We start from the raw sequence: 14,981 nt of genomic DNA on the forward strand, positions 1-14,981 counted from the left end.
GTCGCCGTCCGCTTTTCCCGTTCTCTCACGCGCTGGCGTCGACGGTCGGCGCCTCCGGCGTTCCCGTCCAGAGCCACGTCACCGCGATCGTCGACGAGAGCAACACTGCGAAGCCGATCACGAGCCAGATCGCTCGGCTCAGTCCGTACGCCTCGGCGAGGACGCCGACGACGGCCGGCGAGACCGCGATCCCGACGTACGTTGCCCCGGTCGTGAGGGCGTTGATCGGGCCACTGTACTCGGGAGCCGCCTCGACCGCGTAGGCCGACAGCGCGGGGAAGCAACTCGAGAGCCCGGCCCCGGCGACGAAGACGGCCGCGAAGAGGACGGGACCGGTGATCCCGGAGAACGCGATCGCGAAGGCCGGGATCGCCGGAACGGTCGCGACCAGCATGAGCAGGAGGTAGGGAACCCGATCCACGAGCAGCGTGTAGCCCGTGCGGGCGGGGATGTACGCGAGCAGGTACGTCGACAGGAGCAGGCTGGCCGTCCCCGTTCCGTAGAACCCCTCGGCGTAGTAGACGAGCCACGTGAAGACGATCCCCTCGACGGCGCCGGTAAACAGGATGCCGACTGTGGCGCCGACGACGGCGGGTCGGCCGAGCAGTTCGCGAAGCGCACCGACCGAGATCGACCGCTCGGCCTCCATCGAGGGAAGTTCGGTCCGGGCGGCGACGACCGCGACCGGAACGAAGAGTCCCGCGAGGACGAGGAAGACGACCCGCCAGTCCGCGACCGCGAGGACGCCGGTGACCAGCTGCGGCCCGAGCACGGCCCCGACGGCCCAGGCGAGCGCGTACGCGATGTAGACTCGCCCGCGACGAGCCGAGTGGATGTGACTCAGAGCTGCTCGGTCGACGCCGCGAAACACGCCCGCGGCGCCGCCCTGAGCCAGCAACGCGAGCAGGAAGACGGCGTAGACGGGCGCGGCCGCCATCGCGACCAGCGCACAGATCACGCCCGCGGCGCCCGCGAACAGCGCCCACCGCATCCGGAGCCGTCCCGCGAGCAGCCCCGTCGCGACGGCGGCGACGGCGAAGCCCGCGGTTCCGGCCGGCGCCACCAGCCCGAGTTCGGCCTCCGAGACCGCGAACGTCGCCTCGAGACTCGAGAGGATCGGCCCCCTCGCCTGTAACGCCATCGCGTCCCCGAAGACGAACAGGAAGATGGCGACCGTCCAAACCGTCGTTCGCTTCATACCGGTGGTGTCGGTTCGTCGAAGAAAACCGTGGCTATCGTCGGGCGTCGAACGCGCCGTCGCTTTCATTCCAGCAACCGTGGTTTGGTAACATTTGACGAACGGTGAAGGTTCTCCCCGCCCTACCGTCGGACGGGAGATGGCAATCAAAACCACGACGCCCGACGCGGGGGATCGCTTCGACTCCGTCGTCGAGGTACTGGCCAAGGCGAACGAGCCCAAAACCGGCGACGAACTGGCCGGAGTCGCAGCCGACTCGGACGCCGAGCGAGTCGCCGCCAAGCGGGCGCTGGCGGGGATGCGACTCGAGACGCTGCGGGAGAATCCCGCCGTCCCCGCCGACGAGGACGAGGTGACGCGGGTCATCCAGGAGGCGGTCCGAGAGCCGATCTACGACGAAATCCGCGAGTGGACCGTCGCTGACCTGCGGGAGTACCTCGTCGCCACCGACACGGGCGAGCGAGAGATCGCGGCGATCCGACCGGGGCTCACAAGCGAGATGATCGCCGCGGTGACGAAGCTCATGTCGAACCTCGACCTGGCGCTTGTCACCTCGCGGATGGAAGTGCCCGCGCGCTGTAACACGACGGTCGGCGAGCGGGGAACCCTCTCCTTTCGACTCCAGCCCAACGACCCCGCCGACGACGTCGCGAATATCGTCGACGCGACCCGGGAGGGACTGTCCTACGGCGTCGGCGACGCCGTGATCGGCGTCAACCCGGTCCAGGACGGCGTCGAGACGACGACGCGGATCCTCGAGGCGACCCACGGGTTCATCGAGGAGTGGGACGTGCCGACCCAGAACTGCTGTCTCGCCCACGTCACCACCCAGATGGACGCCATCCGCGAGGGCGCCCCCGCGGATCTCGTCTTCCAGAGCCTCGCCGGCACGGAGGCCGGCAACGACGAGTTCGGCGTCGACGTTGCCCTCCTCGACGAGGCCCACGAGCTCGCGCGGCGTCGGTGTACGTCCTCTGGGCCGAACGTGCTGTACTTCGAGACGGGCCAGGGCGCCGAGCTGTCGGGCGACGCCCACGAGGGCGTCGACCAGCTCACCCTCGAGGCCCGCTGCTACGGGCTCGCGAAGCGGTACGACCCCTTCCTCGTGAACACCGTCGTCGGCTTCATCGGTCCGGAGTACCTCTACGACGGGCGACAGGTGATCCGCGCCGGCCTCGAGGACGTGTTCATGGGCCAGCTCCACGGGATCCCGATGGGGATCGACGCCTGTTACACGAACCACATGCAGGCCGACCAGAACGACATCGAGAACCTCGCCGTGTTGCTCGCGGCGGCGGGAGCGAACTACTTCATCACGGTTCCGATGGGCGACGACGTCATGCTGAACTACCAGTCCAACAGCTACCACGACGCCCCCGCCCTCCGGGAACTGTTCGACCGCGACCCGGCGCCCGCCTTCCGCGAGTGGCTCGAGGAGATGGACCTCTGGCGGGACGGCCGGCTCACCGACCGCGCGGGCGATCCGACGATCTTCACGTAATCATGGCATCCGACTCTGGCGCCGACGCCGACGGACCCGAACCGACCGCCGACCGCGACGCGGAATCCGACGTCGAGACCGACCGTGCGATCGCGGACGAGGAGGCGCTCCGGCGAATCGCCGACCGAACGCCGACCCGCCTCGGCGTCGGTCGCGCCGGCCCGCGACCGGCCACCGACTCGCTGCTGGCGTTCCGGGCCGACCACGCGGTCGCCCGCGACGCGGTCCGCTCCCGGGTAGGAGACGAGCTGCTCGCGGACCTCGACCTCGTCGCCCTCCGGACGAAAGTCGACGACGCGGACCAGTACCTCGCACGACCGGATCTCGGCCGGGAGCTCGACGCGGCGAGCCGCGAGCGACTCCTCGAGAAGTGCGACCTCGAACCTGCGGTCCAGCTGGTCGTCAGCGACGGGCTCTCCTCGACGGCCGTCGAGGCGAACGTCCCGGAGCTACTGCCGATCCTCCGGGACGGGCTCGCCGAGCGCGGGATCTCGGTCGGCACGCCCGTCTTCGTCGAGTTCGGCCGCGTCGACGTGATGGACGCGATCGGCGAGGAGCTCGGGGCCGACTGCTGTGTGATCCTCATCGGCGAGCGCCCCGGGCTCGGCAGCGCCGAGAGCCTGAGCGCGTACCTCGTCTACGGCCCGGAGCGCGGGACGGCGACCTCGAGGAAGTCGGTCGTCTCGAACGTCCACGACGGCGGGCTTCCCCCGGTCGAAGCCGGCGCCGAGCTCGTCGACCTGATCGCCGAAACCCTCGCGGCCGAGGCCAGCGGGATCGACCTCCGCGAGGACGACCGCGCGTTCAGGGAGTCCTGATCGGCCGTGACCGACCGCTCGGAACGGCTGACCAGCGTCGGGATCGACGTCGGGACGACGACGACCCATACGGTCGTCAGCCGCCTGCGAGTCGAGACGCCGCCCGGCGGCGTCGCGAGCCCCGAGATCGCCGACCGCGAGATCGCCTTTCGGGGACCGGTCCGCGAGACGCCGCTGCTCGATCCCGAGACGATCGACGTGGAGGCGGTCGCCGCGCACGTCGCGACCGACCTCGAGGCGGCGGGCGTCGATCCCGCCGCCGTCGACACCGGCGCGGTGATCGTCACGGGCGAGACCGCCCGCCGGGAGAACGCCGAACCGCTCGTCCACCGGATCGCGGCCGACGCGGGGCGGTTCGTCGCGGCGACGGCCGGCGCCGAACTCGAGGCCGTCCTCGCCGGCCGCGGTTCCGGCGCCGCGACCCGCGCCGCCGAGCGAGGCGAAACCGTCGCCAACGTCGACGTCGGCGGCGGGACGACCAACGCCGCGATCTTCGAGGGGCGATCGGGCGACGGGCGCGGGCGAGGCGGGGAGCTGGTCGGAGAGACGCGCTGTCTCGACGTCGGCGGCCGACTCGTCCGGTTCGACGGGCACGGACGCGTCGAGTCGATCTCGCCGCCCGCGTGGCTGCTCGCGGACGCGCTCGAGCTTCCACTCGAGGTCGGCGACGAACCCGACGACGAACTGCTCGCCGCGCTCGCTGCGGCGATGGCCGACCGAGTCGTCGACCTGCTCGAGGGGCCGCCGTTCGACGCCCTCACGCGCGAGCTGGCGATCGGCGAGCTCCCGTCCGAGCCCGTTTCCCTCGACGGCGTCGTCTTCAGCGGCGGCGTCGGGCGTCTCGTCGGTTCGCCGCCGTCCGAGCCGTTCGCCTACGGGGATCTCGGCGGGCCGCTCGCGGCCGCGCTCCGCGATCACGAGCGGGTCCGGGCCTGGTCCGTCCGCGAGCCCCACGAGGACCTGCGAGCGACCGTCGTCGGTGCCGGCACCGAGTCGACGACGCTCAGCGGGCGAACGATCTCGATCGAGCCCGACCTGTTCCCGATCCGGAACGTCCCGGTCGCCGACGCCGGCGACCTCGCGGGCCGCGAGGAACGGGCCCTCCGCGAACCGCTCGAGTCGGCGGTCGCGCGGCTCCGGGAACTCCACGACCTCGCCGACCTCGACGCCGTCGCCCTCGCGATCGCCGACGTCGGCCCGCTCGAGTACGACCGTCTGGGCGTGCTCGCAGACGCTCTCACGGGGGCCGTCGATCCGCTCCCGCCGTCGCTTCCGGTCGTCGTCGTGACCCGACAGAACTGCGCGAAGGCGCTGGGACAGCTCCTCCGTCGACGAACCGATCGGCCCCTGGCCGTTCTCGACGAGCTCCGTCCCCGCGGAGGCGACTACCTCGACGTCGGCGCGCCGATCGCGGGCCACCGGAGCGTTCCCGTCGTCGTCAAGACGCTGGCGTTCTGACTGCGGTCGGCTACCGCTCGCCCTTGGAGCCCGACCCGTTCGGCTCCTCGAGATCGTCCGGCCCCGTCCGATCGTCCCCCCGCGAGGGAAGCGGCGCGTCGTCGGCTCTCGAGGGATGAATGTTGAAGTTGTTTCCCTTGTAGGGGTCGCTCTCGGGATCGTAGTCGCGCTCACTGCGCTCGAACAGGTAGATGAAAAAGCCGAAGATTGGGACCGCGAACGCGATCGCGGCCCACTTTCGGGCCGGCTCGAGCCCGACCCGACCCGCGTCGTAGTAGACGAACGCGGTGATCCCCAGGTGCCAGGCGAGCGGGATGCCGACGATCGCCGCCAGCAGGATGGTGCTCATACGCCGCCTACGGCTCGGAGCTACTAAATCGCGGGCCCGGAGCTCGTCTCAGTCGACCTCGAACTCGATCGCCGCACCCTGACGCGACCACCTTTTGTCTCGGGCGCTCGCTGTGCGAGCGCCCTCGCAAAATCTGGACCAAAAGGCCCAGACTGATCGGCTTAGTTGACCTCGAACTCGATCGCCGCGCCCTGGCCGAAGCCGACACACAGCGTCGCCAGGCCTCGCCCGCCGCCGCGCTTCCGGAGTTCGTGAATCAGCGTGACGGGCAGGCGCGCGCCGGAGGCCCCGAGCGGGTGGCCCAGCGCGATGGCGCCGCCGTTGACGTTGAACGTCTCGGGGTCGATCCCGAGCTCGTCGCGGGAGTAGATCGACTGGCTGGCGAAGGCCTCGTTAAGTTCGACCAGATCGTAGTCCCCGATCTCGCGGCCGTTGCGCTCGAGCAGGCCCTCCGTCGCGGGAACGGGTCCGATCCCCATCACCGTGGGATCGACGCCCGCGACGTTGTTCGTGCCGACCTCGGCGAGAATCTCGAGGTCGTGCTCCGCGGCGAAGGCCTCGCTCGTGATCAGCAGGGCGGAGGCGCCGTCGGAGATCTGGGAGGCGTTGCCCGGCGTGACGGTGCCGTCGGATTTGAACACCGTGGGGAGTTCGGCGAGCTTTTCGGCGGTCGTACCCGGCCGGATGCCCTCGTCCTCGTCGACGGTGCCGTCGTCAGTTTCGATCGGGACGATCTCGTCGTCGAAGCGACCCTCCTCGGTCGCCTCGGTCGCGCGCTGCTGGCTCCGGGCGGCGTACTCGTCTTGCTCCTCGCGGCTGACGCCGTACTCCTCGGCGACCTTCTCGGCGGTCATCCCCATCTGGAGCTCGCCGATGTTGTACAGCTCGGCCATCCGCGGGTGGACGTTGTGGGTGTTCTCGCCCATCGCCACCCGGGACATGTTCTCGACGCCGCCGGCGATGACGGCGTCGCGGTTGCCCGCGGCGATCGCGTCCGAGGCCGAGATCACCGCCTGCATCGAGGACGCACACCAGCGGTTGATCGTCGTCGCGGGGACGCCCTCGCCCAGCTCGGACAGCAGCGCGATCACGCGGGCCAGGTTGTTGCCCTGCTCGCCGCGTTGCTGGGCACAGCCCCACATCAGGTCGTCGACCTCCGCGCCCGAGAGGCCGGTTTCGGCGAGGATTTCGTCGATCAACGGGATCGAGAGGTCCTCGCTGCGCACGTCCGCGAAGACGCCGTCCTCCTTCCCTTGCGGGGTTCGTACCGCCTCGACGACGACCGGTGTCTGTGACATACCGTATCGGACATTCCTCACGAACTTAAATTCGATAGAACTCCCGAGGATGCGAGCGGAGTTTACGCCAGTACTCGAGAACAACGCTTATCCCGAGTAGCTGGCAATACGCGGCCATGAACGACGACGGCGCGGACGCCGGGTTCGAGGCCCGGGACGCTCGGACCGACGAATCCGACGGCGACGAGCGGGACTCGATCGACGCCGGCGGCACAGCAGACGCCGACGATTCCGGCGACGACCCGATGCCGAACGTCCCGGATCCCGAACCCGAGGAGTCGGACGTGCCCGACGACGTCCGGAAGTACGCCCGGTTCAAGAAGATGGACGGCGCCCAGTACGAGCGGGTCAACGAGTTCCTGCGGGACCGAACGTACATCACGGCCCGCGAGTGGGCTATCGCCCGGCTCTGTTCGGACTTCCGAACCGAGACCGGGGTCGAGATGACCAAGATCGGCGAGAACCTCCCCGAACTGGTCCCGTTCATGACCGACACCTACACGCCCCAGGCGGTCAACCAGGCCCGCGCGTCCTTCGAGGAGAAGGTCCGGATGGCGGGCGCGACCTTCCTCTACGGCGCGATGTGTGACTTCTTCACCGCCGAGGAACTCGACGACGTGATGTACGAGTCCACGGAGGTCGCGAAGTTCCTGCTCGAGGTCGAGGGCGTCGACCTGGCCGTCGAGGAGGAACTCGAGGCCGAGGAGCGGATCTCGACGGTGATGCGGGAGGTTCGGGAGGCGAGCGAGGAGCTCCGGGAGCGGGAGACCGACGCGGAGTAACTCAGTCGACGTCCCAGGCCCGACGGTCCCGTTCCTCGAGGAACAGCGACGGATCGCCGTGGGAGAAGACGATCCATTCGGCGGCGTCCGCGGGACGGACGTGGACCTGGAGGTCCGACTCGCGCAGCGCGCGCTCGAAGACGTCGCGGGCCTCCGGGAAGGCGTACGCGACGGGAACGACGACCGCGGTTTCGCTTCGCTCGTCGCGCTCGACGATCAGCGCGAACCGCCGATCGCCGCCCTCGGACGGCCGGTAGTACACCTCCGCGTCCCCGAACGCCACCGCCTCGTCGGCGACGATGTCCTCGAGGCGGCCGTACGCCGACTCCGCGATCGTAACGTCGAGTCCCGACCGATCCCCGCGCTCGACCGGGGTCACGTCGATCGGCTCGAGGACGAGCACCTCCCAGCCGCGCTCGCGGTACTCCGCGGCGACCTCGCCTGCGTCGTCGATCAACTCCTCCCACTCGGGGGTCGTCGTCGGGTTCGGTTCGTCGCTCATCGGACTCCCTCCACGAGTCGCGCCATACTGGAGATCCCCACCGCCGACCGAGAAAAACGTTGCTGCGACCCTCCGGACCCCCTGGGCTGGCGTCAGTTTCGTCGAGAGAAACGGTCCGTGCGATCGAGTATCGGCCGATTTCGGCGCGCGCGAATCCGCGAAAACTACGGCCCGACGCTGCGCTGACGGCGTCCTCGACGCGGCCGTCTCGGCGGGGGTCGCCTCCCGATCGTTCTCGAGACGAGACGGCGCGACAGGCGGTCCGTACTCTCTCGAGCTGACCGGTAATCGGAACGATACTTTGACGGGTGATATGTCAGCTGTAGACGAGATGACGACGAACGATTCGGATACAGGCGATTCCGCGGGCAAACGACGCGACGAACGCGATACCATCGACGGGACGGGCGGCTCCCGAATCTCCCGCCGGCGAACGCTCCGCGCCGGGGCGCTGGGCGCCGGGGGACTGTTCGGGCTCGCGGGCGTCGGCGTCGACCGCGCCGCGGCGGCCTGTAGCGAACCCGAGGAGGTACTGCACCTCGACTACGATGCGGTCGACGACTGGACCGATCTCTACCGGGTGTCGAACGGCGACCCCGAGAACCTCACCCTCGTCGCCAGCCCGACGGCCTCCGGCGATCGGGCCCTGCAGCTGCGGATCAGGGAGGGCGACAACTGGGGCGTGAGCACCCACTACGACTTCGAGAGTGGGCTGCTCGAACTCAACGGTCGCGTCGACTTCGCGCTCGACACCGGGTGGTCGATGTCGGGGCGACGGCTGGCGAACTGCCGGCTCTGGAACTGCGCGATCGCCAGCGGAACCGGAAGCGCGGGCGGGGGCACGCCCGACGGCACCAACGGCTGGAGCAACCGAATGTACATCACCACTCGAGGCACCGACCCCGAGGGGCCGTATCACCTCCTCTCGAACACGTACCACATGGGCGAGGGCCAGGGCGCGTACGGCGACCAGGATTACATCGTCGACGGCGAACCGACTGCGCTCGCGACCCCCGGGATCGTCCCGGGCCGGTGGTACGAGTTCGAGTACTACGTCCGCGTGAACACGGTCAGCGGGGGCACGCCGAACGCCGACGGCGTCGTCCGCTACTGGCTCGACGGCGACCCGATCTACGAGCGCGAGAACTTCCAGTTCACGACCGACCGGGAGGACAACGCGATCGAAACGACGGGCCCCGTCGGCCACTACGGCGGCCGCTACACGCCCCCGAAGAACCTCTACGCCTACTACGACAACCACTCGATCGCGCTCGAGGGGGCGTTCGACCCCGACGCCTGCGAGCCCTAGACGAGCCGCGGCCCCGGGGCGCGATCACGCCGTTACCTCGACGATCTCCGGCCTGCGATCGCCGACCAGTTCGTTCTCGATCGACCGCGCGATCGTCGTCGGGTCGTCCTCGCCGCTGACGCTGGCGACGCTGCCGATTCCGTCGGGATCGAACGGCACCTCGAGCGCGCCGTAGACCGCCTCGAGGACGGCCGCGAGCCCCTCGCGGTTGTCGACCACGAGGATCCCCGAGACCAGCGCCGCCTCCCGGCGGACCCGCTGGGCGATCCCGGCGACCTTCCGGAGTCGCCCGGCGTCCGACGTCGACAGGGAGTGGGCGCCCGGACAGAACGAGGCGTCGGGCTCGCCGCGCTCGAGGCCGACCCCCAGGTCCGCTACCGCGCGGGCCACGTCCGCGGTCAGTCGCTCGTAGCGCTCGTCGGTGCCACGACGGAAGTCCGCGATCGGTTCGGCGCGGGCGAAGGCCAGCGTCGTCTCGCCGTCGTACGCGACCGCCCGTCCGCCCACGCTGCGCTCGACCGGGGGAAACCCCCGTTCGCTGGCGGCCTCGCGAGCGCGGTCGTATCCCTCGAGTCGGCTATCGCGACGGCCGAAGGCGACCTGTCGGTGCGGCGCCCAGACGCGAACGGCGGGGTCGCCGTCCGCGGCGCCCTCGAGGAGCCGCTCGCTCACCTCGCGGTCGGCTTCGATCGTCCCCGCTCGGCCCCGAAACACGCGCATGCCCCGACGTTCGGGTCGATGGGTCTAAACGCTCCCGCTGCCGACTCGCAGACGACCGATGGCCGTCACCCTCCCCGACGCGCTGCTCGCCCGCTACCGGCGGTTCTCGCTGTACAACTCGCCGTACCGCGCCCACGACGGCGGCTGCGCGGTCGATCTGTACCCCGGAACCCTGCGCGACGGCCGGACGACCGCCGCGCCCAGCCCCGTCACCGGGGTCGTCCGCGAGACCCGCACCGTCCGCGCGCCGCCGAAACCGTACGCTCCCGAGCACGACCATCTGACCGTGATCGACTGCGACGGTCCCGACGACCTCGCGGGGCTGACGGCCCGCGTCCTCCACGTCGAGCCGACCGTCTCGAGCGGGGACCGTGTCGCGGCGGGGGAGTCGCTTGGCACCCTGGTTCGCGCCGGCTTCTTCGCCCCCTGGGTCGACAACCACCTTCACGTCGGCTTCCGGGAGCCGGATCGGAACCCGTACCGGGCGTCCGGATCGCTCCCGCTCGAACCCGGCGTCGAGATCGAACCGCTCGCCTGGGACGGGACCGGCGAGGTGGTCGCGACGGGCGAGACCTACGCCGTGCTGGACGCGCCGACCCACCCCGAGCCGGGAGCGCGGTTCGTCGGCGTCGGCGCCGACTCCGGAGGCGTCCTCGACGGCGGCCTCCCCCACTACGAGGGTGGCGGGCTGCTCGGACCCGCGAGGTCGTCCTCGGGGGCCGTCTCACTGAACGGCGATCGGCTCGGCGTCCTCGACGAGCGAACGATAGACTGGGACGACGTGGTCGTCACCGCGAACGACGAGCCGATCACCGGGCTCTCGCTGTTCTGTGCCCGAGACGGCGACTTCGGCGCGAAGCTGATCCGCCCGGACCGCGAGCTCGAGGTCGGCCAGTGGGTCCGCGTTCGCATTCGCCCCGGTGGACGCTCGTAGCGGGTCGCCGTCGCCGACGCTCGCGGCGCGCCCTGCGAAAAATCGGGTTCAGTCGGCGGGTCGCTCGGTCTCCTCCGACTCGACCTCCGCGCGCTCCCGAGCCGCGGTTTGCATCTCCTCGAGTTCCCGCTCGACCTGTACGCGGCCCTTCTCGAACTCGCCCATCGACTCGCCGGCGGCGCGCGCGAGTCCGGGAATTTTCGCCGTCCCGAACAGCAACACGGCGATAAAGAGGATGATGAGTAGCTCCGGTCCGCCCGGCATCATGAACATCGGTACTAGTGAACTCATCGCGGTCGGAGCTACGACTCCAAAGGAGTTAACCTAGCAGTCAGGAGTTCGGACTCGTTCGCTACTCCCGCCGTTTGCGGTGTCGTTCCCTGGCGTCCCGGTAGGCCCCGTCTTCGCGAACCCGTTCCCAGTACTCCTCGAAGACCAGCGCCGCCGCCCGTTTCTCTCCGTCGGCCCACCGTTCCGGTTCGCGCTCGGTCCCGTCGTCGCCGTACTTCTTCCCGCCGGGATACTTCGCGTAGCGCATCGCTCGCGTGTACCCCATCCGGAGGTACTTCCGGGCCATGTCCATCCCCGGAAAGTCGTCGTCCTCGCGGTACCGTTCGTACCGCTCGTAGATCGCCTCGGCGGCCTCCTCGGCGCTCTCCTCGTCGGCGTAGGACCACAGCGGCAACAGCTCGCTCTTGTAGGGCTCGACCTTGAACACGCCCTCCTCGCCGCGGCCGATCTCGTAGGCCTCGGGATCGGCGCGGAAGTCGACGTCGTACTCGGGGCCGTCGTCGTCGGGGCCGCGCTCGGTCGACGGATCGCTCATACCCTCGAGACGGTCCCGAGGCGGATGAGCGGGTCCCCTGCGTTCGACAGCCGGCAAAGCGTAGCCGTAAAGAGCGTCGCACGTGCACGGAGTGACATGACCGACGAGGCGCCGCGCTCGGCCGAGGAGATCGACGATCTCGCCGCATTCCTCCAGCGCTACATCGACGAGAACCACGAGTTTCTCTCCTGGATCGGCACCAGCGTCGAGGACGTCGACGACGGGACGATGACGCTGTCGATCCCCTACGACGAGAAGCTGACCAACACCCGACCGACCGCGGGGCCGGACGATCGGCCGGACATCCACGGCGGGATCGCCGCGACGCTGATCGACACCGTCGGCGGGTTCGCTATCCAGACCCAGCTCGAGGCCCCGCTCTCGACGGGCGTCGCGACGATCAACCTGAACGTCAACTACCTCCGCCCGGCGACGGGCGACCTCGAGGCGACGGCGGAGGTCGTCCGCGCGGGCTCGACGGTCGGGGTCAGCGAGGTCACCGTCGAGAGCACGACGCCCGACGGCGAGACGAAGGCCGTCGCGACGGGACAGGGATCCTACCGGATCTTCCGGGACGGCTAGAGCGAGCGCGATCGGATCGACCGAAACGCTAGCCGTTCGAAACCATCCAGTATCGGACCCCCAGGTAGACGATCACGAGTCCGAACGTCGCGGCGTACAGCGTCGCTCCCTCCGCGGCCGCGGCGACGAGCGCGATGGTGTTGAGTGCGATTCCACCCGCGTACAGGACCCGGAGCCGTCGGGCGTTCACTCGCGACACCTCCCCTCACCGGGGGTCGCGGCCGACCGCGTCGACGATCGCGGATCGTCCGTCCGGACGCTCGTCGGTCGTCGTCGCACGTTCATAGTGGACCGTTCGAAGGCGGAGCCAAAAACCCCTCTCCTCGAGACGGCGACGTTCGAGCGCCCGCCGGGGGCGTCGGCTCCGCTCGCCCCGCGGGGACTACGCCGCGTCGAACGCGAGCGCGTCGCTCTCGACGACCTCGCCGAACAGCCACTCGGCGTGCTCCAGGGCGTACTCGCGGTGGTCGGGGTCGACGTATCCGATGCAGTCCTCGACCAGGATCGGGCGGAAGTCCCGCAGCCCGGCGCTGCCGCCGGTGTGGAGCACGCAGACGTTCGCGAGGGTGCCACAGATGACGAGGTCGCGGATGCCGCGGGCGTTCAGCCACCCCTCGAGTTCGGTGTTGTAGAAGGCGTCGTAGGTGTGTTTCTCGACGACGTGATCCTCCGGCTCGACGGGGAGTTCCTCGACGAGTTCGGCCTCCCAGGAGCCCTCGAGGACGTGCTCGCCCCACTGCTCGAACTCATCGTAGTAGTAGCTCTCCTCGAACTGCTCGGGCGGGTGGACGTCCCGCGTGAAGATCACCTGGACGCCGGCCTCGCGCGCCCGCTCGACGAGGTCGACGACCGGCTCGATCACGCCCTCGCTGCCCGGGGCGTGCAGCGTGCCCTCGGGGTGACAGAAGCCGTTTTGCATATCGACGACGACGAGTGCGGTGGTCGCTGGCTCGAGGCGCATACGCGACCGTAGGCGGTCGATCCACAAAACGTTCGCCCGATCGGCGGCCTTTTGATCCGCCCGCGCTTACGGATCGGTATTCCGGCATGAACTCGAGGCGAACGCGGACCGTCGTCGCCCTCCTCGCCGTCTCGTCGATCCTGCTGCTCGCCGCGGCCGGCGGCGCGGTCCCGGGGCTGCTGTCGGCGGGACCGTTCGGGGGCGACGCGACCGCCGACCGACCGGACGACCCGACGACCGAGGAGACGGTCGGGTACGTCGAGGGGTACTGGCACGACGACGAGCTCGCGGTCGACGACCGCGAGGGCGCCGTCGTCGAGGACGACGAGCTCGAGGCGGTCGTCTACCGATCGATGGCCCGCGTCGAGGAGATCCGCGGGCTGACCTTCGACGAGGAGGTGTCCGTCGACGTCGTCACGCGAGCGGAGTTCGAGGAGAACAACAGCGAGGTCTTCGGGGCCGCCGACGGGGACGAACGGATCCGGCTGAACGTCGAGGGCGAGGCGCTGTTCGCGGTCGACAACGAGACCGACGCGACCGACGAGCGGGACGCGCTCTACGGCGGAGCCGTCGGCGGTTACTACGAGCCCGGCACCGATCGGGTCGTCGTCGTCTCGGACGACGTCGACGAGCCCTCCGTGGACGAACCGGTCCTCGGACACGAGCTGGGACACGCCCTGCAGGACCAGCGCTTCGATATCGGGAGCTACAACCGCTCCACCGTCGACCGGGACAACGCGAAAAACGGGCTCGTCGAGGGCGACGCCACCCGGATCGAAACCGAGTACGAGACGCGTTGCGAGGCGGGCTGGTCGTGTCTCGACGCCGCCGCGTCCGGGGACGGCTCCGCGAACCTCAACTGGGTGCTGTACGCGACGATCTTCCAGCCCTACAGCGACGGCCCCGACTACGTCGAGCACCTGCTCGGAACCGACGACCCCTCCGGGGACGACTGGGGCGCCGTCGACGCGGCCTACGACGACCCGCCGGCCAGCAGCTCCGAGGTGATCCGACCCGGAACGGAACGCGAGCCCGCGGGCGTCGACGTCGAGGACCGGTCGAACGAGAGCTGGAGCCAGCTCGAGGTCGACGGCGAACCCGCGACCGAGACCTACGGCGAGGCGGGACTGGTCGCGATGTTCGCCGGCGACGCCCTCGATTCGCTCGAGCCGTCGGTGATCGACAGGGAGTCGTTCCTCACCGAGCGAACGGGCGAGTACGACTACGACCACTCCTACACCGACGGCTGGGCCGGCGACGAACTCGTCACCTACGTGCCCGACGGCGCGTCGGCCGACGATCCGACCGCCGCCGCGGATCGCTCCGGCTACGTCTGGGAGACCGAGTGGACCTCGAGCGAGGAGGCCGAGCAGTTCCTCGCCGGCTACCGGGAGCAACTCGAGCTCGAGGGCGCCGACCCCGTCGCGGACCGTCGGGACACCTACGTGATCGACGAGGAGTTCCCCGGAGCGTACTACCTCGAGCACGACGGAGAGACGGTGACGATCGTTCACGCGCCCACCGTCGCGGAGCTCTCGGCCGTCGACGAGGGCGCCGCGCCGTCCGGCGAGGACGAGATCGACCCCGAGGACGTCGATTCGAACGACGGAACGACCGGGGACGACGACGAGACGATCCCCGGCTTCGGAGTCCCCGCCGCGCTCGTCGCGGTCGCGGCCGTCGTCGCGGTCGCGATCCGAGCCCGGGACTGAACGCGGGCGCCGACCGCGACCGCACGGCAGA

Annotated in this window: 17 protein-coding genes; 8 read left to right on the top strand and 9 right to left on the bottom strand. The window is 69.9% G+C overall.

Features of this window, described 5'->3' with window-relative positions; all coding sequences use genetic code 11:
- Nucleotides 1-25: 25 nt before the first annotated feature.
- On the bottom strand, nucleotides 26-1,198 hold the full coding sequence (locus C492_RS06445; protein WP_008421572.1) for an MFS transporter: 1,173 nt from the start codon (nucleotides 1,196-1,198) through the stop codon (nucleotides 26-28).
- 139 nt (nucleotides 1,199-1,337) lie between these two features.
- On the opposite strand from C492_RS06445, the gene C492_RS06450 reads away from it, so the two are divergent.
- From C492_RS06450 to C492_RS06460, 3 genes are read left to right on the top strand one after another with little or no spacing between them, the layout of a single operon-like run.
- A complete protein-coding gene (locus C492_RS06450) occupies nucleotides 1,338-2,699 on the top strand; it encodes an ethanolamine ammonia-lyase subunit EutB (protein ID WP_008421574.1) in 1,362 nt (453 codons plus the stop codon).
- A gap of 2 nt (nucleotides 2,700-2,701) precedes the next feature.
- Nucleotides 2,702-3,517, top strand: a complete 816-nt coding sequence (gene eutC, locus C492_RS06455; protein WP_008421576.1) for an ethanolamine ammonia-lyase subunit EutC — start codon at nucleotides 2,702-2,704, stop codon at nucleotides 3,515-3,517.
- Between the two features lie 6 nt (nucleotides 3,518-3,523).
- On the top strand, nucleotides 3,524-4,975 hold the full coding sequence (locus tag C492_RS06460) for an ethanolamine ammonia-lyase reactivating factor EutA (RefSeq protein ID WP_008421578.1): 1,452 nt from the start codon (nucleotides 3,524-3,526) through the stop codon (nucleotides 4,973-4,975).
- A 10-nt stretch (nucleotides 4,976-4,985) separates the two neighbouring features.
- Here C492_RS06460 and C492_RS06465 read toward each other — a convergent pair whose 3' ends face one another.
- Both C492_RS06465 and C492_RS06470 read right to left on the bottom strand, forming a co-directional pair.
- Nucleotides 4,986-5,324, bottom strand: coding sequence for a hypothetical protein (locus C492_RS06465; RefSeq protein ID WP_008421580.1), 339 nt, complete (start codon nucleotides 5,322-5,324; stop codon nucleotides 4,986-4,988).
- A 161-nt stretch (nucleotides 5,325-5,485) separates the two neighbouring features.
- Nucleotides 5,486-6,622 (bottom strand): thiolase family protein, encoded by a 1,137-nt coding sequence (locus tag C492_RS06470; RefSeq protein WP_008421582.1) that lies wholly within the window; start codon nucleotides 6,620-6,622, stop codon nucleotides 5,486-5,488.
- 116 nt (nucleotides 6,623-6,738) lie between these two features.
- On the opposite strand from C492_RS06470, the gene C492_RS06475 reads away from it, so the two are divergent.
- Nucleotides 6,739-7,404 carry a DUF5806 family protein gene (locus C492_RS06475; RefSeq protein ID WP_008421584.1) on the top strand — a complete coding sequence of 222 codons (666 nt, stop codon included), beginning with the start codon at nucleotides 6,739-6,741 and terminating at the stop codon, nucleotides 7,402-7,404.
- Nucleotide 7,405: 1 nt separating this feature from the next.
- Here C492_RS06475 and C492_RS06480 read toward each other — a convergent pair whose 3' ends face one another.
- Nucleotides 7,406-7,906: a DUF7529 family protein gene (locus C492_RS06480; RefSeq protein ID WP_008421586.1), complete on the bottom strand. Its 501-nt coding sequence runs from the start codon at nucleotides 7,904-7,906 to the stop codon at nucleotides 7,406-7,408.
- 331 nt (nucleotides 7,907-8,237) lie between these two features.
- On the opposite strand from C492_RS06480, the gene C492_RS06485 reads away from it, so the two are divergent.
- A complete protein-coding gene (locus C492_RS06485) occupies nucleotides 8,238-9,215 on the top strand; it encodes a hypothetical protein (protein ID WP_008421588.1) in 978 nt (325 codons plus the stop codon).
- Between the two features lie 24 nt (nucleotides 9,216-9,239).
- On the opposite strand, the gene C492_RS06490 is transcribed toward C492_RS06485, so the two are convergent.
- A complete protein-coding gene (locus tag C492_RS06490; protein WP_008421590.1) occupies nucleotides 9,240-9,935 on the bottom strand; it encodes a lipoate--protein ligase family protein in 696 nt (231 codons plus the stop codon).
- Between the two features lie 58 nt (nucleotides 9,936-9,993).
- Between C492_RS06490 and C492_RS06495 the strand changes: the two genes are divergently transcribed.
- Entirely contained in the window at nucleotides 9,994-10,869 is an 876-nt protein-coding gene (locus C492_RS06495) for a hypothetical protein (RefSeq protein WP_008421592.1), read from the top strand.
- 48 nt (nucleotides 10,870-10,917) lie between these two features.
- Here C492_RS06495 and C492_RS06500 read toward each other — a convergent pair whose 3' ends face one another.
- Both C492_RS06500 and C492_RS06505 read right to left on the bottom strand, forming a co-directional pair.
- Nucleotides 10,918-11,160: a Sec-independent protein translocase subunit TatA/TatB gene (locus C492_RS06500; RefSeq protein ID WP_152424805.1), complete on the bottom strand. Its 243-nt coding sequence runs from the start codon at nucleotides 11,158-11,160 to the stop codon at nucleotides 10,918-10,920.
- A gap of 61 nt (nucleotides 11,161-11,221) precedes the next feature.
- Nucleotides 11,222-11,695: a DUF4385 family protein gene (locus C492_RS06505; RefSeq protein ID WP_008421595.1), complete on the bottom strand. Its 474-nt coding sequence runs from the start codon at nucleotides 11,693-11,695 to the stop codon at nucleotides 11,222-11,224.
- A 96-nt stretch (nucleotides 11,696-11,791) separates the two neighbouring features.
- Here C492_RS06505 and C492_RS06510 point away from each other — a divergent pair, with 96 nt between their 5' ends.
- Nucleotides 11,792-12,277, top strand: a complete 486-nt coding sequence (locus C492_RS06510; protein WP_008421597.1) for a PaaI family thioesterase — start codon at nucleotides 11,792-11,794, stop codon at nucleotides 12,275-12,277.
- A gap of 28 nt (nucleotides 12,278-12,305) precedes the next feature.
- On the opposite strand, the gene C492_RS24480 is transcribed toward C492_RS06510, so the two are convergent.
- Together C492_RS24480 and C492_RS06515 are read right to left on the bottom strand one after the other, a co-directional pair.
- Nucleotides 12,306-12,467 carry a hypothetical protein gene (locus C492_RS24480; protein ID WP_008421599.1) on the bottom strand — a complete coding sequence of 54 codons (162 nt, stop codon included), beginning with the start codon at nucleotides 12,465-12,467 and terminating at the stop codon, nucleotides 12,306-12,308.
- Between the two features lie 192 nt (nucleotides 12,468-12,659).
- On the bottom strand, nucleotides 12,660-13,238 hold the full coding sequence (locus C492_RS06515) for a cysteine hydrolase family protein (RefSeq protein ID WP_008421601.1): 579 nt from the start codon (nucleotides 13,236-13,238) through the stop codon (nucleotides 12,660-12,662).
- A gap of 86 nt (nucleotides 13,239-13,324) precedes the next feature.
- Here C492_RS06515 and C492_RS06520 point away from each other — a divergent pair, with 86 nt between their 5' ends.
- Nucleotides 13,325-14,950 (top strand): Hvo_1808 family surface protein, encoded by a 1,626-nt coding sequence (locus C492_RS06520; RefSeq protein WP_008421602.1) that lies wholly within the window; start codon nucleotides 13,325-13,327, stop codon nucleotides 14,948-14,950.
- Nucleotides 14,951-14,981: the final 31 nt, after the last annotated feature.

It is taken from the genome of Natronococcus jeotgali DSM 18795, assembly GCF_000337695.1.
Classification (GTDB): Archaea; Halobacteriota; Halobacteria; order Halobacteriales; family Natrialbaceae; genus Natronococcus; species Natronococcus jeotgali.